Origin of the sequence: Halofilum ochraceum (assembly GCF_001614315.2) — a bacterium.
Taxonomy (GTDB): domain Bacteria; phylum Pseudomonadota; class Gammaproteobacteria; order XJ16; family Halofilaceae; genus Halofilum; species Halofilum ochraceum.
The window spans coordinates 331,551-353,775 of the sequence record NZ_LVEG02000004.1 but is presented as its reverse complement, the minus strand read 5'-3'; the positions used below and the strand labels follow the sequence as shown (position 1 = coordinate 353,775).

Here is a 22,225-nt window from a genome sequence, read left to right as displayed (position 1 = left end):
ACCAGGGTAAGATCCGCAATCGGCCGGCGCAGGCTGCTGAAGGGTTGCATAGCGCGACGGGCGCCGTACGCTGGGACGGATACAATCGGAGACGGCACGCAATGCGCAACATCATCCCGCGGGGCATCGTACTGGCGGCCCTGTTCGCGGCAGCCACCGGGTGCACGGGCTTCGGCGGCCTCTCGCAAAGCCTGGGCGAGTCGATCGCCTCACAGAGCGATCCGGCGGTGGTCCGCGATGGCGCGCCATCGTACCTGATCCTCGCGGATACGCTCGCACGCCGCTCGCCCGACGACGCCGGCGCACAGTTCACCGCCGGACGTCTGTACGGGACCTACGCCGGGAGCTTTGTCGAGGACCCCGAGCGTCGGCGAATCCTGTCGCAGACCGCTTACGACTACGCGCGCTCCGGCCTGTGCCTGCGCCTCGAAGCCGTCTGCGAGACGCTGGACGGACGCTTCCCCGCGTTCAGGGACGCGGTCAATGAAACGGTCGACAACGAGGACGAGGCCGAAACCCTGTACCGCTTTGCCGCGGTCTGGGCCGGCTGGCTGCGGGCGCGCTCCGACGACTACGCTGCACTCGCCGATCTGCCCAAACTCGAGGTGGCCTTCGAGCGCGTGATCGCGATCGCACCGGAAACCGACCACGGCTTCGCCCACGTCTACCAGGGCGTTCTGCTGTCCCAGCGCCCGGCCGCTCTGGGCGGCGAACCGGAAGAGGCCCGCGCGCATTTCGAGCGCGCGATCGAGCTCTCCGGCGGGCGCAACCTCATGGCCAAGGCGCTGTTCGCGGAGAATTACGCGCGCCTTGTGTATGACCGGGAACTCCACGACCGCCTCGTAACCGAAGTGATCGAGGCGGACCCGGCCGCCGGTGACCTCACGCTGTCCAATCGACTGGCGCAGGAACGGGCGCAGGAACTGCGCTCCAGCGCCGACTCTTTCTTCTAGCCGTCCTGCCCTGGAGTACGCCGATGGTTCGCCGTTTCCACCCCCTTGCAGCGCTCGCGCTTGCCTGCGCGCTGCTGGGTGTCGCCTCGAATACGAGTGCAGCCCGCACCCTGAAGATCGCCACGTCGGTTCCGGCCGGGACCACGTTCATCGAAGAACTGAAGAAGGCGGGCAATACGATCGCCGAGCGTACCGATGGACGGGTTGAGCTCAAGCTGTTTCCGGGCGGCGTCATGGGCAACGATCAGGCGGTCCTGCGCAAGATCCGGATCGGCCAGCTCCACGGCGCCGTCATCACCGCCAACGCCCTGTCGAAGATCCACGCCGATGCACAGGTCTACAGCCTGCCGTTCGTCTTCCGCAACCGCGAGGAAGTCGAGTACGTACGTGAACGCATCGACCCGGTGATCCGGGAGCGCGTGCGCTCCGAGGGCTTTGTCGTCACCGGCATCAGCGAGGGTGGTTTCACGTATCTGTTCAGCAAGGACCCGATCGACAGCGTCCAGGATCTCGGTGACGCCAGGGTCTGGGTCCCCCAGGGCGACGAGATCACCGCGCGGATGTTCGAGGCGGCGGAGAGCCAACCGGTGTCCCTGCCGGTGTCGGACGTCTATACGTCCCTGCAGACGGGGCTGGTCGATACGGTCGCGATCAACCCATCCGGCGCGATCGCGCTGCAGTGGCACACGGGCGTCAATCACTACACCAATGCGCCGCTGCTGTTCCTGATCGCGATGATGGTCGTCGACGAACGCGCAATGGAAGGCATGGAGGCCGGCGACCGGGAAACCGTGCAGACGGTACTGGAAGACACCTTCGAGCGCCTCGACGACATCACGGCCGAAGACAATCGCGAGGCGCTGGCGGCGCTCGAATCCCGGGGGATATCCGCCGTCGAGCCGGCGCGACCGCCCGAGGAGCGCGAGTGGGAAGCCATCGCCCGCGAAACGCTGAACAATATGGAACAGGAAGGGCGCTTCGACACGGAACTGCTCGAACGCGTACGTGGGCTGGTCAGCGAATACCGCGCGCGGAATGACGACTGACACACCCATCGAACGGCTGCGCCGCGGACTGCACCTCACGGAGAACGGACTGCTGGTCGTCGCCGTGCTGGCGATGGTCATCCTCGCGGCACTGCAGATCGTACTGCGCAACGTTTTTGGCAGTAGCCAGATCTGGATCGAGCCGACCCTGCGCTCGCTCGTGCTCTGGGTCGGCCTGCTTGGCGCCGTGACCGCGAGCCGTGACGGCAGCCATATCGCGATCGATATCCTCACCCGGGCACTGCCCGATCGGTGGCGACGGGGCCTGCAGGCCACCGCCTGTATCTTCACCACGCTGGTGTGCGCTGCGATCGTCTGGCACGGCGTCCGTTACGTAGTACTCGAATACGGGTTCGCCGGCACCGCCTTCGCCGGGGTACCCACCTGGGCCGTCGTGACGATCCTGCCGCTGGCGTTTGGCCTGATCGGTCTACGCTACGCACTCTTCGCCGTCGCCTTCCTGCGCGGCCGCGACCCCCTCGGGCGGCCGCAATCGTGACGACGGCCATCGTCACCCTGATCCTGCTGTTCGCCGCGCTGGCGGGCGCACCGCTGTTCGCGGTAATCGGTGCCAGCGCACTGATCGGCTTCCACCTCGCCGGCATCGATGGTCAGGCCGTAATCATCGAGATCTACCGGATCGCGGATATGCCGATCCTGGTGGCGATCCCGTTGTTTACGCTCGCCGGTTACATCCTCGGCGAGAGCGATGCGCCACGGCGCCTTGTCCGCCTCACCGACGCGCTGCTCGGGGGCTTCGGCGGCGGGCTGGCGATCGTGGCACTGATCGCCTGCGCGCTGTTCACCGCATTCACCGGCGCCTCCGGCATCACCATCGTCGCCCTCGGCGCCCTGCTCTACCCGGCGCTGAAGACGGCCGGCTACGGTGACCGTTTCAGCCTCGGACTGGTCACCAGTTCGGGGAGCCTCGGCATCCTGTTCGCGCCCAGCCTGCCGCTGATCCTCTACGGGGTGGTCGCCCAGCAGCTCGACCTGCCGATCAGCATGAGCATCAATGACCTGTTCCTTGCCGGGCTGCTGCCGGGCGTGCTGATGCTCGTGATCCTGAGCGCGTACAGCGTCTACCACGGCCGGGGACTGCGCTCGCCGGACCACCCGGGTTTCGACCGCCGCGAGGCATGGGCCGCGATCCGTGACGCCGGCTGGGAACTGCCGCTGCCATTGTTCGTCCTCGGCGGTATCTACGGCGGCCTCATCGCGATCTCCGAGGCCGCGGCGCTGGCGGCCGTCTACGCCCTGGTGGTCGAGGTCATGATCCGCGGCGACATCCACTGGCGCCGCCTGCCGGACGTACTCGTGGATGCGATGAAACTCGTCGGGGCCATCCTCCTGATCCTCGGCGTCTCGCTCGCCTCGACCAACATCATGATCGACGCCCGGGTGCCGACCCGGCTGTTCGAGTGGATCCAGTCCGTGGTCGACAACCGCTGGACGTTCCTGATCCTGCTGAACATTTTCCTGCTGATCCTCGGCATGATGCTGGATATCTTCTCGGCGCTGGTGATCATCGTGCCGATCCTGCTGCCGGTCGCACTCGGCTACGGGATCGATCCGCTGCACCTGGGCATCATCTTCCTCGCCAACATGCAGATCGGCTATTTCACGCCGCCGGTCGGCATGAACCTGTTCATCGCCAGCTTCCGCTTCGGCAAGCCGGTCATGACGCTGTACCGGGCGACCCTGCCGTTCTTCTTCCTGCTGCTCGCGGCCGTACTCATCATCACCTACGTGCCCGCGCTGTCGCTGTGGCTGCCGGGCCGGTAGGAGGAGACCTTCCGGTGGCCGACGGGTCTGCCCTCGCCACCCCGGCCGTGGCATCCTGCGCGGCCATGTCACGAACGGACGGCGCGCGTGCACGACCGCGAACTGGAACGAGAACTGCAACGCATCAACGGTGAAGGGACACAGAGGCGCGCACTGTGCGCGTCGTTGGCGCTCGGGTTGATCGCCGCGGCCGTGCTGGCGAGCGACACACCGACAACGTCGTTCCTGCTGGTGCTGGCAGCGGTCTTCCCCGCCGGAGTCTGGCTGCGCCGCTACAATCGCGCCCGCCCTCGCCACGGGGCTGCGGTATACGATCTGGCCGCCGGCGCATTCCTCGGTGCGCTGATGGCCGCCGCCTGGATCCACACGCCCGAATCGCTGCACGGATGGCTGCAGCTCCCCGGCGAGCGCGCCGCCCCCGCGGCGGTGGTCATCGTCATGACGGCGATGCTGGAGGACCTTGCGCGGGAATTGTGCGGCAAGTTTCGCGCGAGCGACTGAATACGACCGGATCAGCCGCCCGCGGCATCCGCGTCCGACTGCCGCCCGCTGCTTTCCTCCAGCAACACGGCACGCCAGACGCCGACACACAGCAGCAACAGCACGATCGTGAACGGCAGCCCCGCCAGAATGGCGGCCGTCTGCAGCGGGACCAGGCCACCGCCCAGCAACAGGCTGCCAGCGACCACGCCGGTCATGACCGACCAGAACACGCGCTGCAGGCGCGGCGGATCCGGATCGCCACCGGCCGTGAGGACATCGATCACGAACGCACCGGACGTCGACGAGGTCACGAAGAAGGTCACCAGCGCGATGCAGGCGATCGCCCCGAGCAGCCACGACAGCGGCAACGCATCGAACATCAGGAACAGCCCGCTGCTGACGTCCGCGGCGGTCGCATCGGCGATCTCCGCGCCCTCGAACAGCTCCATATTCAGGGCCGTGCCGCCGAAAACCGAGAGCCAGATCAGCGTCGCTCCGGCAGGCACCAGCAGCACGCCGGCCAGGAATTCGCGGATCGTGCGTCCGCGTGAGATCCAGGCGATGAACATACCGACGAACGGTGACCAGGAGATCCACCAGGCCCAGTAGAACAGCGTCCACTGCTGCTGCCAGTCCGGCGTGCCGAACGCGTTGCTCCACAGCGAGAGCGTCGGGATATTGACCAGATAGTCGGTCGTCGCCTGACCGAGCAGTTCCAGCAGCCGCACGGTCGGGCCCAGCAGCAGCACGGCGACCAGCAGGATCACCGCGATCGCGATATTGAGCCGGCTCACCGCTTCGATCCCCTTGTCGAGTCCGCGCGCCAGCGCCCAGGTCCCCAGCGCGGTGATCGCCGCCACGATCAGCAACTGGGCCAGCGCGGACACGGGCACGCCGAAGAGGTACTGCAGACCGGCATTGAGCTGAATCGCACCGAGCCCCAGAGAGGTGGCCACGCCGAACATCGTCGCCACGACCGCGATGATGTCGACCGTATGCCCGGGCCATCCCATGATCCGGCGCCCGAACAGCGGGAACAGCGTCGAGCGGATGGTCAGCGGCAGTCCGCGCCGGTACCCGAAATACGCGAGCGCCAGCCCCACGACGGCGTAGACGGCCCAAGCGTGTAGCCCCCAGTGGAAGAACGTCAGTCGCATCGCGCGCTGGGCGGCGTCGGCCGTGCCGGCGGCGCCGCTCGGCGGGTTGGCGAAATGGGCCAGCGGTTCCGACACACTCCAGAACAGCAGCCCGATCCCCATACCGGCACCGAACATCATCGCGAACCAGCTCACGCGCTTGAAAGAGGGCTTGCTGGCGGGATCGCCGAGGCGCAGTGCCCCGTGACGGCTGACGAGCATGAGCAGGGAAAAGAGCAACACCGCCGTCATGGTGTAGCGATACACCCAGCCGAACGCCGCGGTCACGTCGGACTGCAGCGACGCGAAGGTGGCCTCGGCACCACTGGGATCCCGCAGGACGAACGCGATCAGTCCGAACAGGATCATGGCGGAACCGATAAACACCGGGCGGCTGGTCCGCTTGAACAGTCCGAACAACAGCGGCTTGTGCGGAATGGGCTCCATGGGGGACCTCTGGATCGGGTGCGCGGGGCCACGGTACACCAATCAGGCAACCGCCGGCATGCACCCCGCCCCGCCACCGACGCGATACAGACGGGGCCTGAAGCGGCGGGCTGCGAGCGGACGTCACCACCGGTATAGTGCCCGGTTCCCGATATGACGCGCATACGGCGCGCCATCAAAACCCCCTACAGCAAAGGCATGAGGAAAGCACTTGTCCCCCGACCCTGGTAACACCGGGACGCCGCTCTGGCTGCGCGCGGCGCCGGTGCTGTTCCTGCTGTTCTGGTCGGCGGGGTTCACCTTCGGCAAGCTCGGACTGGAGCATGCCGAGCCGATGACGTTCCTTGCCATGCGCTATGGCAGCGTGCTGATCGTGCTGTTGCCGCTGGTCCTGCTGATGCGGCCACCGCTGCCGCGGCGCGCGGCCGACTGGGGCCATCTGGCGGCGGTCGGCACCCTCATCCAGGGCATCTACTTCGGTCTGACGTATTACTCGTTCGAACTCGGTATTTCCGCCGGTGGTGTCGCCCTGATCGTCTCGCTGCAACCCATCCTGGTCGCGCTGTTCGTACCGTGGACGGCGGGGGAAAAGGTGGGGCTGCGCCGCTGGGCCGGTCTCATCATGGGGCTTACCGGCGCGATGCTCGTGATCGCGGCCCGCTCAGCCGTGGGTGCCACATCCATGATCGGCATCCTGGCCGCGGTGGCCGCGCTGGTGTCGATCACGGGCGGAACCCTGTACGAGAAGCGCTTCGGCGTGAGCCATCATCCGGTCACGGCGAACGCCATCCAGTACCTGGTCGCGTTCGCACTGATCCTGCCGGTCGCAATGCTCACCGAGACCATGCAGGTGGAATGGGTACCCGAACTCTATATCTCGCTCGGTTACCTGGTGGTCTTCAACTCGCTGATCGCGATCACCCTGCTGCTCGCGATGATCCGCCACGGCGAGGCCGCACGCGTCTCGGCCCTGTTTTTCCTCGTGCCGCCGGGGGCGGCGCTGATCGCCTGGGGTGTCCTCGGGGAAACCATGCCACTGCTGGCGTGGCCCGGCATCGTTCTGGCCGCGATCGGTGTCGCGATCGCCGCGAGGACCTCGCGTGGTTGATGCCATGAAGTTTTCTCGCCAAGACGCCAGGCCCGCAAAGAAAACGAATAAAAAAACAGAATTGAAATGCGTCCCCCGGCGAGCCTGGCGTCCTGGCGAGAGATCGCTTTTCCCGGTTTTCAGTCGGCGTCAGGGCGGGATCATTTGCTTCGGGCGCTGTAGTAGCGGGCTTGCCCGCGAACCGTTTTCCCGCAGCCACAGGGGACCAGGCAGTCGACACGGTACGGCTGGGGGCGCCATAGGGACACGGGATGAAAACAGCGAGACGCCAGAGCGATAATCGCCGCTGGATAGCGGTTCGCGGGCAAGCCCGCTCCTACAGCGCCACCTGATACCGGACCCGCCTCGCACCGCTACGGCCGGGCGATTACCATCCCTGTCATTCCGGCCATAATCGCGCCGGCGATACGTTTCCACCGGAATAACCACTATGCAGGATTCATTGCGGGCGCTGGCACCGGTGATCGCTACCTTCGCGCTGCTGTTCGCCCTGCTCTGGTTCGGCATGGACGCGCTGGTCGACCGCCGTGACAACCCGAACCGGGACCTGTCGACCGGCGCCGATGGACCGCAGCGGATCGAGCTCGAGGCCGGGCCTGGTGGACATTACCGGGTGCCCGGCCAGATCAATGGTCAACGGGTATCGTTCCTGGTCGATACCGGAGCGAGCCATGTAGCCGTTCCGCAGGGCGTGGCCGACCGACTCGGGCTGGAGCGGGGCGCCGAAATCCGGGTGATGACGGCCAATGGCGCAACCACCGCTTACAACACCCGCATCGACCGCATCGCCGTCGGGGGTATCCAGCTCCGTGACGTGCGCGGCTCGATCAATCCCTCCATGGGCGGCGAGGACATCCTGCTCGGCATGACCTTCCTGCGCGAGGTCGAATTCCGCCAGGTCGGCGGGCGGCTCATCCTTGAGCAGCGCCCGGGTTCCTGAGCGGGGCGTTCGGGAGTTGGAGACGCGTCTGCCGGCATTGCCCGGCGCGCCGACCGGCGTACCCATCCGATCCGCCATCCACGCGCCGGTCAAGGCCTGCCTACGTACCTCGAAGCATTATGGCCTGCCGTAGGCGCGTCTTCGATCGGCGCCACCGCACCGAGCGAATGCGCGCGGCACGCCCGAAGCGCCGGCGCCCGGCCCCGCGCAGACCGCGCGCGTTCGCCTTCGGCGAAAACGCGCCTACGTCGGTGTCATCTTGGGCAGTTTCCATGCCTCCACGCCGCCCGTTTTTTTCCCTCTTCGCGCTCTCCGCGAGCACCGCGGCTCTGCGCGAAAAACAATCGACACTCGCCCCGGCCGAGGCATCCGATTCAGCCTTTCACCCGCTCACGCCGCGGATCGTAAAACGGCTTCAGCGATAGCCGCGCCGCCACCGGCTCACCGGCGACCTCGACCTCGAAGCCATCGCCTTCAAGGAAGTTGGCGTCGATATGCGCCCCATCCGGATGCTCGACCCAGCCGAGCGCGACTGCGGCCCCCACGCTGTGCCCATAGCGGCCAGAGGTCGTGCGCCCGACGATCCGGCCGTCGAGCCGGATGGGTTCGTCGTGAAACAGCAGTGGTTCCGGGTCATCGAGGCGGATCGAGACCAGCCGTTTCGAACGGTGCTGTTCGCGCAGCGCATCCACCGCCTCGCGGCCGATGAAATCCTTGTCGCGCGCGACCGCGAAGCCGAGGCCCGCGGCCAGCGGGTCGTCCTCGTCGGTAATATCATGGCCCCAGTGGCGATAGCCCGATTCGGTGCGCAGGGAGTGCAACGCGTGGAAACCGGCCAGCCGCGGTGCGTCGGCCTGGCCCATGATCGTGTCGAACACGCCGGCGGCGAATTCGGTCGGCACGTAGAGTTCCCAGCCGAGTTCGCCGACGTAGGTCATACGCACGGCCCGTACGCGGGCATAACCGATATCGAGCTCGACGAAGTGCCCGAATGGACAGGCCTCATTGGACAGGTCGGCACCGGTGAGGGCCTGCAAGAAGTCACGCGAACGCGGGCCCATGAGGCCCATGACGGCCTCGGACGAGGTGGTGTCGGTGACCGTGACGTGCAGGTCTCGCGACAGGTTCGCGCGCAACCACTCATGGTCGCGGCGCTGGGCGGTCGCGGGGGAGACGATCAGGAACCGCTCTTCGTCCAGGCGGGTGATGGTCACGTCCGACTCGATCCCGCCGCGCGCGTTGAGCAGCAGCGTATAGATCGAGCGCCCGGGTTCGACGTCCACGCGGGCGGAGCTGACCCACTGCAGCGCCGCCTCGGCATCCGGGCCCTGCACCAGCAGCTTGGCGAAGGCGCTCTGGTCGAACAGCACCAGGTCCTCGCGGGCCGCGCGGTGCTCGGCGGCGTGATCCTCGAACCAGCCGGGGCGACCGAAACTGTAGTCGTAGGTCGGCGTCGTACCGGGGTCGCCGTAGAAGTCCGGCCGCTCCCAGCCGGCGGCTTCGCCGAAGGCGGCACCGCGCGCGGCGAGGCGGTCATGCAGGGGCGAACGGCGCACATTGCGGGCCGTCTCGTACTGGCGATACGGCCAGTGCATCGCGTACAACAGCCCCAGACCCTCGACGGTCCGGTCATGCAGGTAGTTGCGGTTGTTCTGGAATCCAAGCATGCGCCGGATATCGACGTCGGACAGGTCCATGGGCGGATGGCCGTCGACGATCCAGTCCGCGAGCACGCGCCCGGCCCCGCCCGCCGACTGCACGCCCACGGAGTTGAAACCGCTGGCGACGAAAAAGCCCGGCAGTTCGGGCGTCTCACCCAGCAGATAGCGGTCGTCCGGGGTAAAGCTCTCCGGGCCGTTGAAGAACAGCTGGATCCCCGCCTCGCCGACCGCGGGTACCCGCTCCATCGCGGCCTCCAGCTGCGGGGCGAGGTGATCCCAGTCCTCAGGCAGTTGCGTGAAAGAACTGTCTTCGGGGATGCCATCCATGCCCCAGGGCTTCGCGACCGGCTCGAACATGCCGACCAGCAGCTTGCCGGCATCCTCCTTGAAGTAAATCGCATGATCCGGGTCCCGCAGGACCGGCAGCGCGCCGGGGGGCTCGGCCAGGTTCTCGGTCACGACGTAGAAGTGCTCGGCCGCGTGCAGCGGCACGTCCACATCGGCCATACGCCCGAGCTCGCGGCCCCACATGCCGGCACAGTTGACAACATATTCGGCCTCGACCGTGCCCTCGTCGGTATCGACGCCGGCCACCCGGCCATTTGCGCGCCGGATTCCGCGCACGGGTGTACGCTCACGTACGGTCACACCGTGCTGGCGCGCCCCGCGGGCCAGTGCCTGGGTCAGATCCGCCGGGTTGATCTGGCCGTCCTTCGGCAGCCAGATTCCGCCGCGCACCCCCTCGGTATCGACAAGCGGCCAGCGCTCCTGGATCTCTTCCGGGGCCAGCAGATGCGTTTCGAGGCCAAAACAGTTCGCAGTCGAGTGCGCGCGGCGGATTTCATCCATGCGACCATCCGAACTTGCCAGCATGATCGAGCCGCGCTGCAGGAACCCCGTGGGCTGGCCGGTCTCGGCCTCGAGAGCACCGTAGAGTTCCGTGCCGTACTGTGCGAGCCGGGTCATATTCGGCGTCGCGCGCAGCTGCCCGACCAGGCCGGCGGCGTGCCAGGTGGTGCCGCTGGTAAGCTGGTCCCGCTCCAGCAGCAGAACATCGCGCCAGCCACGGTGGGCAAGATGGTAGGCCACCGAGCAGCCGACAGCGCCGCCGCCGACGATCACGACCTGCGCGCGCCCGGGAAGAAGCTTTGTCATGGATTACCCCCATTACGGTTGCGAAACCCGCGCACTTCGTCACGAGCGGGCGAGTGTGCCCGCCCCTGCGAATCGGGCCGGCACCCATCATGGCTTGAAAATTTCACGTACGTGAAGAAAATACCAATATTTTCACCATATCGACAGGGAGGTACCCCATGACACCGGCCACGGATGGACAACGGATCCGCGCGAGCGTTGGCCAGGACATCCGCCGCCTGCGGCGGCTCAAGCGCATCACGATCAAGAAACTGGCCGCGGCCACGGGGCGCTCGGTCGGGTTCCTCAGTCAGGTGGAACGCGGGCTGTCGGAGATCTCGGTCGCCGATCTGCAGCAGGTCACCCGCGCGCTCGATGTCCCGCTGAGCTGGTTCTTCATCAATGACCCGGCCCCGCCGGAAGAGCGCGGGTACGTGGTCCGGAGCAACGCCCGGCGACAGGTCGGGGCCCGTGAGGGCGGCCTGGTGGAGGAACTGCTTTCACCGGACCTCGGCGGCAGTTTCGAGGTGTTTCGCAGCGTGTTCGAGCCCGGCGCCGAGATGGCCGTCGCCGAGCGCCGCAACACCGAGGAGGCCGGTTATCTCGTCAGCGGTCGGCTGCGGCTGTTCCTCGATGACCGGACTTTCGACCTCGAGACGGGCGACAGTTTCCGCTTCAGCGGTGAACGCTACCGATGGCAGAACCCGGGGGATGAGACCACGATCGTAATCTGGGTGATTTCGCCGCCGGTCTACTGAACGAAGCCGGCAGACCCGCCCGTGGGCGCATCCGTGGGGATTCCCGAAATGCCCCCGATAGGATCGACGGCCCACGAGGGTCTACAATGGCGCTGTAATGCACGAGCGTACGTGCCAGCAAGCGGTGGTCACCGCGGGAGCAGCGTAATGAACAATGCGGAACTGAATGAACTGAAGAAACGCTACGTCGCCGCCGGCGCCGCCAGCGGCGCGACGGCGTTCGCCGATCACGCGGAGAATGCCGAGGTCTGGGACGCGGACGGCAATCGCTTCATCGACTTCGGCGGCGGGATCGGCGTCCTGAACCTGGGGCATCGCCACCCGAAGGTGGTCGAGGCCGCCAAGGGCCAGCTCGACAAGGTCATGCACACCTGCCAGACGGTGATGCCTTACGCGCCCTACGTGGAGCTTTGCCAGCGCCTGTGCGAAGTCACCCCCGCGCGCGGCGAGCGCAAGGCCATGCTGGTCAATTCCGGCGCCGAGGCGCTGGAAAACGCCGTCAAGGTCGCGCGGGCCGCCACCGGCCGCAGCGGCATCATCGGCTTCGACGGCGGTTTCCACGGCCGCACCATGATGACCCTGGCGATGACCGGCAAGGTGCTGCCGTACAAGAACGATTTCGGGCCGATGCCCGGCGATGTCTTCCGGGCGCCGTTCCCGATGCCCTATTACGGCATCAGCGAAGAAGACTCGCTGCACGCGCTGAAGACCCTGTTCAAGACGGATATCGCACCGCATCGCACCGCGGCGATCGTGATCGAACCCGTGCAGGGCGAAGGCGGCTTCCACATTGCATCGAAGTCCTTCCTGGAGTCCCTGCGCGCCATCTGTGACGAACACGGCATCATGCTGATCGCCGACGAGGTCCAGTGCGGCTTTGCACGGACCGGCAAACTGTTCGCGATCGAGCACAGCGGGGTACAGCCCGATATCGTCACCATGGCGAAGAGCCTTGCCGATGGTATGCCGTTGTCGGCAGTCGTCGGCACCGCGGAGGTCATGGACGCGTCCGGGCCCAATTCGCTCGGTGGCACCTACGCCGGCAATCCGGTCTCATGCGCCGCAGCGCTGGCGGTTCTCGACGTCATCGAGGAGGAGAACATCCTCGAGCGCAGCCGCAAGCTGGGTGAGCAGTTGGTCAAGCGTTACGGCGAATGGCGTGAGCGCTTCGAGTGCGTAGAGCATGTACGCAATCTCGGTGGCATGACCGCATTCGACCTGGTCACCGACAAGAAGTCGAATACGCCCGATGCGCAACTCACGCAGGCGGTCGTGGCCAAAGCGCGCGAGCGCGGTCTGATCCTGCTGTCGTGCGGCTTCTACGGCAATACGATCCGCAATCTCGTGCCGGTCACGGTCGACGAGAATGTCCTCGAGGAAGGCCTCGGCATCATCGAACAGGCCATTGAGGAATTGACCAGCAGCAAGGCGCAGGCGACTGGTTGAAGGATACGCTCCGGGGAGCCGTCACCGCGGCGGCTTCCCGGGTTTCCGCTTGAGAACGCAAGCGGACTCTGGATCGCCGCGAGCGGGTGCCAGGGTCCACGGCAACATCATGCCCCCCATCCAGTGACGCTTCGGCTCAGGACCTGCTGTCACCGTCTGAACCGTCATACGCCTTTGCCGTCTCACCGCTGCGCTGCAACGCCATGCGCGTGGCCGCCGGCCCCAGCAGTTCGAATACAACGGTCGAGGCGATGACCAGAGGGAGCAGCGTTTCCCCCAGTTCGGGGAAACGCTGGTCGGCGAGCAGCGCCAGCCCGAGCGCGACGCCAGCCTGTGGCAGCAGCGCGAGCCCGGTCCAGTCGCGGATAGCGCGCTGCGCACCGGCCATCCTCGCCCCGACCCCGGCACCAACGACCTTGCCGATCACCCGCAGCGCGACATAGATGAGCCCGAGGGCACCGATCCCCACCAGTGCCTCTATGTGCAGCGATGCCCCCGCCAGCACGAAGAACAACAGCATGAACGGCCACTCGAGATGCTCGATCTCATGGAATGCGCTGTCGTGGTGGCGGGCGACATTGGTCATGACCGCCCCGAGCACGATCGCGGTCAGCACGAATGAGAGGTCGAACAGCGTGGCCAGACCGGCGGTCAGCAATACGATCGCCGCCGCCTCGAGCAAAGTGGGTTCACCGGGGGCGATACGCTGCGTCAGCAGTCCGGCGGCAAGACCAAGAATCACGCCGAGCAGGATACCGCCACCGATCTCGCGCACGGCCTCGACGATGAATACGCCACCGCCCCCCTCTCCCCCGAGCGTCGCCGCGGCAGCCGCCGCCAGACTGAAGATCACGAGGCACCAGGCGTCATCGACACCAACGACACCGAGCAGGGTTTCGGTAAACGGCCCTTCGGCCCCGCTTTCATGGACGACGTCATAGGTTGAAGCCGGCGCGGTCGCGGGCGCTATACCGCCGAGCAGCAGCGCGACCGGCAGCGACACGCCGAACATGAGCATCCCGAGCGTCACCAGCAGCGCCGTGCCCAGTGCCTCGATCACCGAGATCGTCAACACGGCCCGCCCGCGGACACGCAGGCGATCGATCGAGAAACGCTCCCCGACCAGGAAACCGACCATCACCAGCGCGAGCGTCGTGACCGGTTCGAACCAGCGTTCGGAGGCACCGGTTGGCAGCAGATCAAGGACCTCCGGCCCGATCAGCACACCAAACAGGATCAACAGCGTGACCCGGGGCAGTGGCAGATGGCGCCCGGCCCACTCGACCGCAAGGCCACCCAGCAGCAACGCGCCCAGGGTCGTGAATATGATCGGGGTCTCCATGGAACGATCCCAATGGTTTCGGGGCACCCGACATCAAAAGACCGCGCCCCGGGGAGGGTTCGGGCCCGCCAGCCCCTCCCGGTTCAACAACGCCGCGTGAACCCTCGCGGCTCTGGGGCCGCGGGGGTGCGATCAGGCGGTCGGCCTGCCCGCCCCGAGTGCTTCCGCGCTGCACCAGCCGATATCGTCGATACCGCCAGCGACCTGATACCACTCGACGACCAGCCGCATGAGCACGCAATCCGCGTCGTGAACAAACCCTTCGAGATCGGGATGCCTCGAGACAAGGGTTTCGCGTGCGGGCTCAATCTCCCGCTCGGGGATCGCATACGCACTGCCGATCGCGGTCAAGGCGAGGCGCCGGCCCGCTCGCAGCCACGCCGTTTCGCGATGATCGATCAGAAGCGCGACGCGCGGATTGACTTCAAGATTGCGGTGCTTGCGCGTGCTTCGATAGGTCGCGAACACCAGTTCCCGGCCACCGTCGATCACGCCAAAGGCCATGAGACTGGCATGGGGCTGTCCGCCGGATTCCGTCGCCAGCACGGCATAACGACTGTCTTCGAGCGTTGCCTGAACGATCTGCTCTGTCGATGCCTCAGTCGCCATGGCGGACTCCCGCAGCACGTTCATAGCTTACCGCCTGCGTGTACCATGGCTCCTCGTGCAGCCGCCAGTACGCATCGCGCAGGGCCCGGGTAACCGGCCCCGGTTTTCCGTCGCCGATCAACGCGCCATCGACGCGCGTGACCGGCATCACCCCGCCAGCGGTGCTCGTGATGAACACCTCGTCGGCACCACGCACCGTGTCGGCACGGACGGATTGCGCCTGCACGCCGCGGCCGTGCGCATCTCCAAGTTCGATCACGGTACGGCGCGTCACCCCCGGCAGGACACCGGTCGCCGGAGTCGCGAGATCACCGCCCTGCACTACGAAGAGGTTGAAACCGGGGCCTTCCACGACGTTGTCTTCCGCATCCACGGTAATGGCGGTCTCGGCGCCGCGATCATAGGCCTCGAACAGTGCCTGCACCATATCCAGCCAGTGGTAATTCTTGACCGTCGGATCCACCGAGGCCGGCGGAATGCGCTGCATGCGGCTGATCGTGAGATGCAGCCCGGTTTCCTGTTTCGCCGGGTCGGCGATCCATACGAACGGGACCGCGAATGCAAGAAAGCGGTTCGTGCAGGTGCGCGGATCCCGTGACCCCGCTCGCGGCTGGCCCCGGGTGCAGATCATCTCGACATAGGCATCGCGCAGACCCGAAGCCGCAACCAGGTCGTGCAAGCGGTTACTTACCGCCTCGCGGTCGTGCGGGATGTACATGCGCAGCGCGTCCATTCCCGCGAAAAAGCGGTCGAGGTGCTCTTCCAGGCGGAAGAAACGCCCCTGCCATACATGCGCGACATCATAAGTCGCATCGGAATGCAGAAAGCCCCAGTCGAGGATCGGCAGCCGTGCTTCCGCCACCGGCACGATTTCGTCTTCGATCAGCGCGACGCCCGCCCCCGGATCCGCATTCATAAGCGCTTACCCTGTAGAAATATTTCCGCGTGGTTTCTCAGACTGGAATGGAGCCGCAACTCGTGAGCCATGCGATCCCTTGCGTTTTCCGCACGCATAATCTACACGTTCGGAAAGCCCTTTTGGGGGATCGGTCTGTTTTCCCGTAGACGCAAAAACGGAAATCAACCCGGGGATTCCGGCGGATCAAGTGATGGGAACGCGGCCCAATCGACGATGTCCGTGATCGACAAGGACACGATTCTGCGGAAAAGCCCTCGCGGCCGTGAAGAAATCCAGACCCGTGAGCACGATCTGACTCCACTGGCTCGACGGTTGCTGATCATGGCGGATGGTCAGCATACGGTCAGCGATCTCGCACGCGAACTCGCATGCACGCCGGCGGATTCCGGGTTGCTGGAGACACTGCAGCAACTCGTCGATGGTCGCTATCTGCACATCAGCGACGAATACGATCGACGCCGGACGCCTCCCAAGGGCGGGAAACAGGCGAGCGCGTGAGGCCCATGCGCGGCCGGGACGCCCGACTGCCGCAACAATCGGGCCCCATGGGGTTCAGGCAGCGTGATCAATGGTGCGCCCACTGCGCCAATGGTCCGTCAAACCCATGACGGCATCGGTATGGATATCCGAGTCGCGCAGCAACTGCCGGTACAGGGCCTCTTCCACAGACTCATCCGGCCCCACCGATTCAATCTCACCGGCCTCGAACGCCCGATCGGCATGATCGGCGAGGTACTCGGAGAAGCCGCTGCCTTCGTCGAACTGGAGCTTTCCACGCCAGACGATCTCCGGCGGCAGGAGGTCTTCGCATGCCTTGCGCAGGATCCACTTCTCGCCGTCGCACCCCTGCTCCGGCCGCTGCTTGAGTGCGGCCGGCAGACTCATCGCGAGATCGATCATCTCCCGATCGAGAAACGGGACACGCGCTTCCAGTGAATGCCCCATGGTCATGCGATCGACGCGCTGCAGGTTGATGGAATGCATCGCCGTCAGCGAGCGATGCAGTTCCTCCTGCAGCGCTTCATCGTCCGTGTAATCGGCATGATAGGCATAGCCGGCGAACAGCTCGTCGGCCCCCTCTCCGGTCAACACCACCTTCATGTGCCGAGCCGCTTCACGGGCCACGAACCAGGTCGGCACGGCACTGCGAACGAGGTCGCGATCGTAACTCTCGAGATGGCGGATCACCCCTGGCAAGGCGGCGGTGATCTCCTCGGGACCGATGACATATTCATGGTGGATCGTGCCGAGGTGCTCAGCGACCCGACGCGCCGCCGCCAGGTCGCTTGAACCGAGCAGGCCGACCGCATACGTGTGCAGATTGCCCAGGTGGCGCTGCGCGATCGCGGCAATCACCGACGAGTCGAGTCCACCCGAGAGAAACGCACCCAAGGGGACGTCGGAACGCAGACGCCGGGCAATGGCGCGTTCCAGCCCGACACGTACGCTCGCCAGCGCGTCGCACTCACCGTAGCCGCCATCGCTTGGCTGTGGCACTGCGTAATACTGGCGCATTCCGTCGCGGCTGTCCCAGACGCAACCGGCCGGGAATATTTCGATATCGTCGGCGAGGCCATCGAGCGCCTTGATCTCCGAGGCGAACACGATCGCCGTGCCGATACGCCCCCAGAACAGGGGCTTCTTGCCGAGCGGATCGCGGGCGGCGACGCAGCGCCCGTCGCGATCAACCAGGACGAAGGCGAACATGCCGTCGATGTGGTCCACGACCGCCGTGCCCCAGGCCAGATACCCCTGCAGGATGCTCTCGCTGTCGGTCTCGGTGCTGAAACGGTCCGGCCCGATGCGCGCACGCAACAGCCGATCGTTGTAGATCATCCCGTTGCACACGAGCGCGGTGCCGTCGGCGGTGAGCGGTTGGCGGCCGCCGCCCGGATCGATCACGGAGAGTCGGGTATGACCGAGCGTGGCGCCGGCGCGGTGGTCATGGACGGCTCGATCGTCCGGGCCGCGGTGCTGGATGGTATCGAGCATACTATGGACAGTTGCTGGATCGGTCTCGCCCTGGAGGGCAACGATTCCACACATTGTGAGATTGGGGCTCCATTGCCTGAATGAGTTCACGGACATCATGCGGGAGTGCATGGGCACGAGACCGACTCGACTCGACGACTCTTATCGCATGTGCGACGTTTTCGCGTCGCTTTCAGGATACAGAACCATCTGCGGGTTTTGCGGCACCGTCCACGGGCGCGATCATCGGCATTGGAAAGCGAGGCCGTTGCGCAAGAGCCCGGAGAACCCATGCGTATACTGTTGCTGGTCGCACTGCTGGCCGTTCAGCCCGCCGTGGCGAGGACACCACCGGTGCAGGTCGAAGACGCAACCATCGCCTGGGTGCCGGGTCTTGTCATGCCGCACGCGGCGTTCGTGCGTCTCACGAACACGGGCGAACGCTCGTTGCGGCTCACGGGCGCGCGCAGTGACGATTTCGCACGCATCGAGTTCCAGCGGCCGAGCCAGAGCGCGTTTACCATGTGGGATCCGCTGTCCCTGCCCCGGCTGATCGAGCCGGACCGTACGCTCACGTTCGGTCCCGACGGCCCCCGGATGATGCTCTTCGTGCAGAGCGGTCGCCTGGAACCGGGCGACACGGCCGATATCCAGTTGGAGTTCCAGGGCTTCGATCCCCTCCCCGTTACCTTCACGGTGCGCAAGGTCTCGCCCTACTGATCCGTCGCGGCGGTACCGGTACCGATCTGCCCCGTGGCCGGCGACAGGATTCATCGATCCGCTCACGCCCCACGCTCCGGCGACATGACCGAACCGGCTCACCCGAATCGGGATAGGCAAGGGCACCGCTAAAACGACTGGTGCGGTTTGCGCTCGGCCGATTGGCGGTCAGAGGGGGCAACCGATCGCGGGCCACTTACCTGGCGAGGGAGAAAATTATTACAATCCCCCTCTGCCAGAGACCGGCCAGCTTGCCCGTCAGACGTCCAGCGGTACACGGCAAAGGCAATCACCACGATCATCTGCGTGCACCGCCGTAGGAATCACGGCGACCGCTACCAGCACCCTGAAGCAACCGCTATGCACACGGCAATCAAGTTCACGCTGGCGACGCTGCTCATGCTGCTCGTGTTTTCGTCGCTCACCCCCCGACCCGCTCATGCAGACGGCGCAGGTGGTGCCAACGAGCGTGAGATCGGGATCCGCACCGCCGCGGGCGACGGCGTGAACACCGCGGAATTCTATGCCCGCTGGGAAGCCCGGTTCATCCAGGAGCACGTGCTGGATCCCTGGCTCCCGGAAGGTGGCACCGCGCGCTGGGAAACCGCGTTGAGCTACTGGCAGGGCGGCGGCGACCATGCGATCGTATTCGCGGTCGGTCCCACGCTCGAGTATCCGCTGCGCGCGGACGGCTGGCGTCTCGCACTCGGTATCCAGCCGACGCTGTTCTCGGATTACGAAAGCGATAACCGCAATCTGGGAGGCCCGTTCGAGTTCACCAGTCACATCGGTCTGCGCTGGTACCCCAAAGTGGACTGGGTTGTCGGCGCCCGCGTGCAGCACACATCGAATGCCGGGATCTATGACGCCAACCCCGGGGTTGATCTGATTGCCGTGGAAATCGGCAGCCGGTTCTGAGAATCGCCGGTCATTCTGCCCGCAGATTACAGCGACTCGGAGGATAGAAAACATGCCCCGCCATTTCGATCATGCCCCCGGCCTCTGCGAGCGGCCGGACACGGAAACCGATCAGTACCGGCTCAATCACACCATGGTCCGGATCAAGGACCCCGAGCGCAGCCTGGATTTCTACACCCGTGGTCTCGGGATGCGCCTGATCCGGCGTCTCGATTTCGAGGACATGCAGTTCAGTCTGTATTTCCTTGGCTATCTCGGCGAGGCGGAGGCCGCCAGCGTTCCCGGCGACGACGCCAAACGCACGACGTTCAATTTCGGGCGTGAGGCACTACTGGAACTGACCCATAACTGGGGCGACGAAGAGAAACCTGACCTCCAGTTCCACAGCGGCAACGAGGAACCGAAGGGCTACGGTCACATCGGCATCACCGTACCCGACGTGTATTCGACTGCAGAACGGCTGGAAAGACTCGGCACGGAATTCGTGAAGCGCCCCGACGACGGCAACATGAAGGGGCTGGCGTTCGTGAAGGATCCGGACGGCTACTGGATCGAGATCCTGCAGGCCGACACGCTCGAGCGCCTGGGCAGGGCCTGAGGGTAGCGCGACAGCTGAAACGGCGGGTTACCCGACGATCGCCGCGTAATCCGCCGTCCCGATATTGCTGCCACAGACGATAAGCCCGACCCGCTGACCGGCAAGGCGTTCCCGGAGCGGGCCGATCAGCGCCGCCGTGGCGGCCGCGCCGGCGGGTTCGACGGCGAGCTTCATGCCGGTAAACAACCGCACCATCGCGTCACGCAGTTCGTTATCGCTCACGGTCACGATGTCGTCCACGAATCGGCGGCAGACACCGAAGCTGTAGGGCATTGCGTACGGCGCCCCGAGTGAATCGGCGATCGTGGTCACCGCGTCGATGCCGACCGGTTCACCGCGCGCGAAACTGCGGCTCATGGTATCGGCCCCTTCGGGCTCGACCCCGTAGACCCGGACATCGGGATCGAGCTGCTTCAATGCCGCCGACACCCCCGCACAGAGGCCGCCGCCACCGATCGGCACGATCACCGCATCCGGGCCCGCCTGGCGATGGAACTCGCGGCCGAGCGTCCCGGTCCCCAATGCCACGCCCTCGCCCTCGAACGGGTGCAGCAGGGTCCGGCCCTCATCGCGCTCGATCGACTTGACCATTTCGAAGGCGGTGTGGACATCATCCGCCAGCACCACCTCGGCCCCATACGCCTCGCATTTGGCGCGGCGGATCCGGCTGGCGCCCGAGAGCATCACCACCTTCGCGGATGCGCCAACCACCGAGGCCGCGTAGGCCGCCGCGATCGCGTGGTTGCCGGCGGACACCGCGGTGATGCCGCGGCGTCGCTGGTCCGCATCCAGGCGCAGCGCGTTGACGATCGCCCCGCGCGCCTTGAACGTGCCGGTGCGCTGAAACAGTTCCAGCTTCAGATGCACCTCGGTCCCGGCATCGAGGGCGTCGTTGATCTCCGACGTGTCCCAGCGGAACACGGGGGTCTCGACCACCGCGTGCCTGATCGCGTCGTCCGCGCGCCTGATGTCCGCGATCGCCGGATACTCGTTCATGCCTGCATCGCTCCGCTCCCGCTACCGCAGCACGGCATCCAGCGCCGCGATCACCCGATCGATCTCGTCCGGATGGGTATAGTGGACGAAACTCAGCCGCAGCACGCCATGATCCGGATCGATACCGAGCGCCTGGAGCAGACGCACGGCATAGAAATCGCCACCGCCAGCCATGATGCCGTGGCGGGCGAGATCCGCGGCCACCTCCACGCCGGGGCGGTCCAGATGCAATGCGACCGTCGGCACCCGCTCCGCCGGCCGATCCGGGCCGATCAAACGCAGATCATCCCGTTCGCGCAGGTAGTCCAGCAGAGGTTCCAGTAACCGCCGTTCGTGTTCGACCTGCAACCCGCGCACCGCGGCCGCCCGTCCGGCCGGTGTGGCCTCTTGCCCATGGTGATGCGCATACAGCGCGTCAACGTAATCCGCGATCCCTGCGCTCGCGGCGATCTGCGCATGATCGGGGCCGGCCGGAGAGAAGCGTTTGGTCGGACTGTCGCCGTTGAACCAATGGCCCTGATTCGGTAGCCATTGGTTCGTTTCCGGGGTCATCACCATGATGCCCTGATGCGGCCCGTACGTCTTGTAACTCGAGAAGAGATAAATATCGGTACCGAGCGCGCGCACGTCGGGAAAACCGTGCGGTACGAACGACACCGCATCGACACAGGTCAGCGCACCGACCGCGTGCGCCATGCGACACAACTCGGCGACCGGATTTTCCTGACCGACGATATTCGAACAGTGCGGGAAGCAGACCAGCGCGACATCGTCATCCAGCAACGCTTGCAGTCCCGCGGGATCGAGCCGCCCACTGTTCGGGTCGACCCGCCATTCACGGATTTCGACGCCCCGGCTGGCGAGTCGGCGCCACACGCCGGAATTGGCCTCGTGATCCTGGTCGGTTACGACCACCACGTCGCCCGCCTGCAGCCGTTCGCCGAACGCACAGGCAAGCACGTAGGTGTTCTGACTGGTTGACGGGCCGAAGTGCAGCTCGTCCGCATGCACGTTCAGCAATGCGGCCAGGCGCTCACGCGCCTCGTCCATCTCGGCGCCGGCCGCCGCGGAGGCCGCATAAGGGGCGTATGGCTGGACCTTGCGCGCCCGATAGTACCGGTCAAGGCGGTCGATGACCTGACCGCACGCGTAGGAACCGCCGGCGTTCTCGAAAAACGCCTGCCCCTGCAGTGAGGGCTCACTGAACGCGGGGAACTGGTTGCGGACGAAGTCGATATCGAGCGTACTCATGCGG

General features: G+C 65.8%; 21 protein-coding genes. 13 read left to right on the top strand and 8 right to left on the bottom strand.

Translation table 11 applies throughout. The features are described from left to right. The first annotated feature begins 101 nt into the window (after positions 1–101). The 5 genes from A0W70_RS05685 (at position 102) to A0W70_RS05665 (ending at position 4,285) form a co-directional block, all read left to right on the top strand. A complete protein-coding gene (locus A0W70_RS05685; RefSeq protein WP_067561321.1) occupies positions 102–953 on the top strand; it encodes a TRAP transporter TatT component family protein in 852 nt (283 codons plus the stop codon). A gap of 23 nt (positions 954–976) precedes the next feature. Next, a complete protein-coding gene (locus tag A0W70_RS05680; protein ID WP_070988380.1) occupies positions 977–1,999 on the top strand; it encodes a TRAP transporter substrate-binding protein in 1,023 nt (340 codons plus the stop codon). Beyond that, the gene (locus A0W70_RS05675; RefSeq protein ID WP_067561320.1) at positions 1,989–2,498 is read left to right on the top strand and encodes a TRAP transporter small permease; all 510 of its coding nucleotides are present in this window, start codon (positions 1,989–1,991) and stop codon (positions 2,496–2,498) included. Before A0W70_RS05680 ends, A0W70_RS05675 begins: the two co-directional genes overlap by 11 nt. Next, positions 2,495–3,784 (top strand): TRAP transporter large permease, encoded by a 1,290-nt coding sequence (locus tag A0W70_RS05670; protein WP_067561318.1) that lies wholly within the window; start codon positions 2,495–2,497, stop codon positions 3,782–3,784. Before A0W70_RS05675 ends, A0W70_RS05670 begins: the two co-directional genes overlap by 4 nt. 87 nt (positions 3,785–3,871) lie before the next feature. Beyond that, entirely contained in the window at positions 3,872–4,285 is a 414-nt protein-coding gene (locus A0W70_RS05665) for a hypothetical protein (protein ID WP_067561315.1), read from the top strand. Between the two features lie 11 nt (positions 4,286–4,296). On the opposite strand, the gene A0W70_RS05660 is transcribed toward A0W70_RS05665, so the two are convergent. Then, entirely contained in the window at positions 4,297–5,850 is a 1,554-nt protein-coding gene (locus tag A0W70_RS05660; RefSeq protein WP_067561313.1) for a BCCT family transporter, read from the bottom strand. Between the two features lie 211 nt (positions 5,851–6,061). Between A0W70_RS05660 and A0W70_RS05655 the strand changes: the two genes are divergently transcribed. Next, positions 6,062–6,958: a DMT family transporter gene (locus tag A0W70_RS05655; protein WP_067561311.1), complete on the top strand. Its 897-nt coding sequence runs from the start codon at positions 6,062–6,064 to the stop codon at positions 6,956–6,958. A gap of 430 nt (positions 6,959–7,388) precedes the next feature. Then, positions 7,389–7,898, top strand: coding sequence for a retropepsin-like aspartic protease family protein (locus A0W70_RS05650; RefSeq protein WP_067561309.1), 510 nt, complete (start codon positions 7,389–7,391; stop codon positions 7,896–7,898). A 374-nt stretch (positions 7,899–8,272) separates the two neighbouring features. On the opposite strand, the gene A0W70_RS05645 is transcribed toward A0W70_RS05650, so the two are convergent. Beyond that, a complete protein-coding gene (locus tag A0W70_RS05645) occupies positions 8,273–10,714 on the bottom strand; it encodes a GcvT family protein (protein WP_067561308.1) in 2,442 nt (813 codons plus the stop codon). Positions 10,715–10,872: 158 nt separating this feature from the next. Here A0W70_RS05645 and A0W70_RS05640 point away from each other — a divergent pair, with 158 nt between their 5' ends. Further along, the gene (locus A0W70_RS05640) at positions 10,873–11,451 is read left to right on the top strand and encodes a helix-turn-helix domain-containing protein (RefSeq protein ID WP_067561307.1); all 579 of its coding nucleotides are present in this window, start codon (positions 10,873–10,875) and stop codon (positions 11,449–11,451) included. A gap of 147 nt (positions 11,452–11,598) precedes the next feature. Continuing rightward, positions 11,599–12,897 (top strand): 4-aminobutyrate--2-oxoglutarate transaminase, encoded by a 1,299-nt coding sequence (gene gabT, locus A0W70_RS05635; RefSeq protein ID WP_067561304.1) that lies wholly within the window; start codon positions 11,599–11,601, stop codon positions 12,895–12,897. A 136-nt stretch (positions 12,898–13,033) separates the two neighbouring features. Here the strand turns inward: gabT and A0W70_RS05630 are convergent, their stop codons facing one another. The 3 genes from A0W70_RS05630 to A0W70_RS05620 all read right to left on the bottom strand — a co-directional run bounded on the left by A0W70_RS05630 (position 13,034) and on the right by A0W70_RS05620 (position 15,764). After that, the gene (locus A0W70_RS05630) at positions 13,034–14,239 is read right to left on the bottom strand and encodes a cation:proton antiporter (RefSeq protein WP_067561302.1); all 1,206 of its coding nucleotides are present in this window, start codon (positions 14,237–14,239) and stop codon (positions 13,034–13,036) included. Between the two features lie 132 nt (positions 14,240–14,371). Further along, complete coding sequence (locus A0W70_RS05625; protein ID WP_067561300.1) at positions 14,372–14,848, bottom strand: pyridoxamine 5'-phosphate oxidase family protein; 477 nt, start codon at positions 14,846–14,848, stop codon at positions 14,372–14,374. Beyond that, positions 14,838–15,764, bottom strand: coding sequence for an aminotransferase class IV (locus A0W70_RS05620; RefSeq protein WP_067561298.1), 927 nt, complete (start codon positions 15,762–15,764; stop codon positions 14,838–14,840). The genes A0W70_RS05625 and A0W70_RS05620 overlap by 11 nt, the downstream gene beginning before the upstream one ends. A 216-nt stretch (positions 15,765–15,980) precedes the next feature. Here A0W70_RS05620 and A0W70_RS05615 point away from each other — a divergent pair, with 216 nt between their 5' ends. Further along, entirely contained in the window at positions 15,981–16,265 is a 285-nt protein-coding gene (locus A0W70_RS05615; RefSeq protein ID WP_067561297.1) for a hypothetical protein, read from the top strand. A 54-nt stretch (positions 16,266–16,319) separates the two neighbouring features. On the opposite strand, the gene A0W70_RS05610 is transcribed toward A0W70_RS05615, so the two are convergent. Next, complete coding sequence (locus A0W70_RS05610) at positions 16,320–17,759, bottom strand: asparagine synthase-related protein (protein WP_067561296.1); 1,440 nt, start codon at positions 17,757–17,759, stop codon at positions 16,320–16,322. Positions 17,760–18,029: 270 nt separating this feature from the next. Here A0W70_RS05610 and A0W70_RS05605 point away from each other — a divergent pair, with 270 nt between their 5' ends. From A0W70_RS05605 to gloA, 3 genes are all read left to right on the top strand, one after another. Further along, positions 18,030–18,458: a copper chaperone PCu(A)C gene (locus tag A0W70_RS05605; RefSeq protein WP_067561295.1), complete on the top strand. Its 429-nt coding sequence runs from the start codon at positions 18,030–18,032 to the stop codon at positions 18,456–18,458. A 360-nt stretch (positions 18,459–18,818) separates the two neighbouring features. Beyond that, positions 18,819–19,376, top strand: coding sequence for an acyloxyacyl hydrolase (locus A0W70_RS05600; protein WP_067561291.1), 558 nt, complete (start codon positions 18,819–18,821; stop codon positions 19,374–19,376). Positions 19,377–19,428: 52 nt separating this feature from the next. Further along, complete coding sequence (gene gloA, locus A0W70_RS05595; protein WP_067561289.1) at positions 19,429–19,974, top strand: lactoylglutathione lyase; 546 nt, start codon at positions 19,429–19,431, stop codon at positions 19,972–19,974. Positions 19,975–20,001: 27 nt separating this feature from the next. Here gloA and A0W70_RS05590 read toward each other — a convergent pair whose 3' ends face one another. Both A0W70_RS05590 and A0W70_RS05585 read right to left on the bottom strand, forming a co-directional pair. After that, positions 20,002–20,970, bottom strand: coding sequence for a threonine/serine dehydratase family protein (locus tag A0W70_RS05590; RefSeq protein ID WP_067561287.1), 969 nt, complete (start codon positions 20,968–20,970; stop codon positions 20,002–20,004). A 21-nt stretch (positions 20,971–20,991) separates the two neighbouring features. After that, complete coding sequence (locus tag A0W70_RS05585; protein ID WP_067561285.1) at positions 20,992–22,221, bottom strand: aminotransferase class V-fold PLP-dependent enzyme; 1,230 nt, start codon at positions 22,219–22,221, stop codon at positions 20,992–20,994. Positions 22,222–22,225 lie beyond the last annotated feature (4 nt).

What these genes read in the sequence shown, in the direction of transcription:
- A0W70_RS05675 (WP_067561320.1), top strand. Translation starts at nt 1,989, where the DNA reads ATGACGACTGACACACCCATCGAACGGCTGCGCCGCGGACTGCACCTC.
- A0W70_RS05645 (WP_067561308.1), bottom strand. Translation starts at nt 10,714, where the DNA reads ATGACAAAGCTTCTTCCCGGGCGCGCGCAGGTCGTGATCGTCGGCGGC.
- A0W70_RS05590 (WP_067561287.1), bottom strand. Translation starts at nt 20,970, where the DNA reads ATGAACGAGTATCCGGCGATCGCGGACATCAGGCGCGCGGACGACGCG.
- A0W70_RS05640 (WP_067561307.1), top strand. Translation starts at nt 10,873, where the DNA reads ATGACACCGGCCACGGATGGACAACGGATCCGCGCGAGCGTTGGCCAG.
- gabT (WP_067561304.1), top strand. Translation starts at nt 11,599, where the DNA reads ATGAACAATGCGGAACTGAATGAACTGAAGAAACGCTACGTCGCCGCC.
- A0W70_RS05630 (WP_067561302.1), bottom strand. Translation starts at nt 14,239, where the DNA reads ATGGAGACCCCGATCATATTCACGACCCTGGGCGCGTTGCTGCTGGGT.
- A0W70_RS05660 (WP_067561313.1), bottom strand. Translation starts at nt 5,850, where the DNA reads ATGGAGCCCATTCCGCACAAGCCGCTGTTGTTCGGACTGTTCAAGCGG.
- A0W70_RS05600 (WP_067561291.1), top strand. Translation starts at nt 18,819, where the DNA reads ATGCACACGGCAATCAAGTTCACGCTGGCGACGCTGCTCATGCTGCTC.
- A0W70_RS05585 (WP_067561285.1), bottom strand. Translation starts at nt 22,221, where the DNA reads ATGAGTACGCTCGATATCGACTTCGTCCGCAACCAGTTCCCCGCGTTC.
- gloA (WP_067561289.1), top strand. Translation starts at nt 19,429, where the DNA reads ATGCCCCGCCATTTCGATCATGCCCCCGGCCTCTGCGAGCGGCCGGAC.
- A0W70_RS05615 (WP_067561297.1), top strand. Translation starts at nt 15,981, where the DNA reads ATGTCCGTGATCGACAAGGACACGATTCTGCGGAAAAGCCCTCGCGGC.
- A0W70_RS05625 (WP_067561300.1), bottom strand. Translation starts at nt 14,848, where the DNA reads ATGGCGACTGAGGCATCGACAGAGCAGATCGTTCAGGCAACGCTCGAA.
- A0W70_RS05610 (WP_067561296.1), bottom strand. Translation starts at nt 17,759, where the DNA reads ATGCTCGATACCATCCAGCACCGCGGCCCGGACGATCGAGCCGTCCAT.
- A0W70_RS05685 (WP_067561321.1), top strand. Translation starts at nt 102, where the DNA reads ATGCGCAACATCATCCCGCGGGGCATCGTACTGGCGGCCCTGTTCGCG.
- A0W70_RS05605 (WP_067561295.1), top strand. Translation starts at nt 18,030, where the DNA reads ATGCGTATACTGTTGCTGGTCGCACTGCTGGCCGTTCAGCCCGCCGTG.
- A0W70_RS05650 (WP_067561309.1), top strand. Translation starts at nt 7,389, where the DNA reads ATGCAGGATTCATTGCGGGCGCTGGCACCGGTGATCGCTACCTTCGCG.
- A0W70_RS05680 (WP_070988380.1), top strand. Translation starts at nt 977, where the DNA reads ATGGTTCGCCGTTTCCACCCCCTTGCAGCGCTCGCGCTTGCCTGCGCG.
- A0W70_RS05620 (WP_067561298.1), bottom strand. Translation starts at nt 15,764, where the DNA reads ATGAATGCGGATCCGGGGGCGGGCGTCGCGCTGATCGAAGACGAAATC.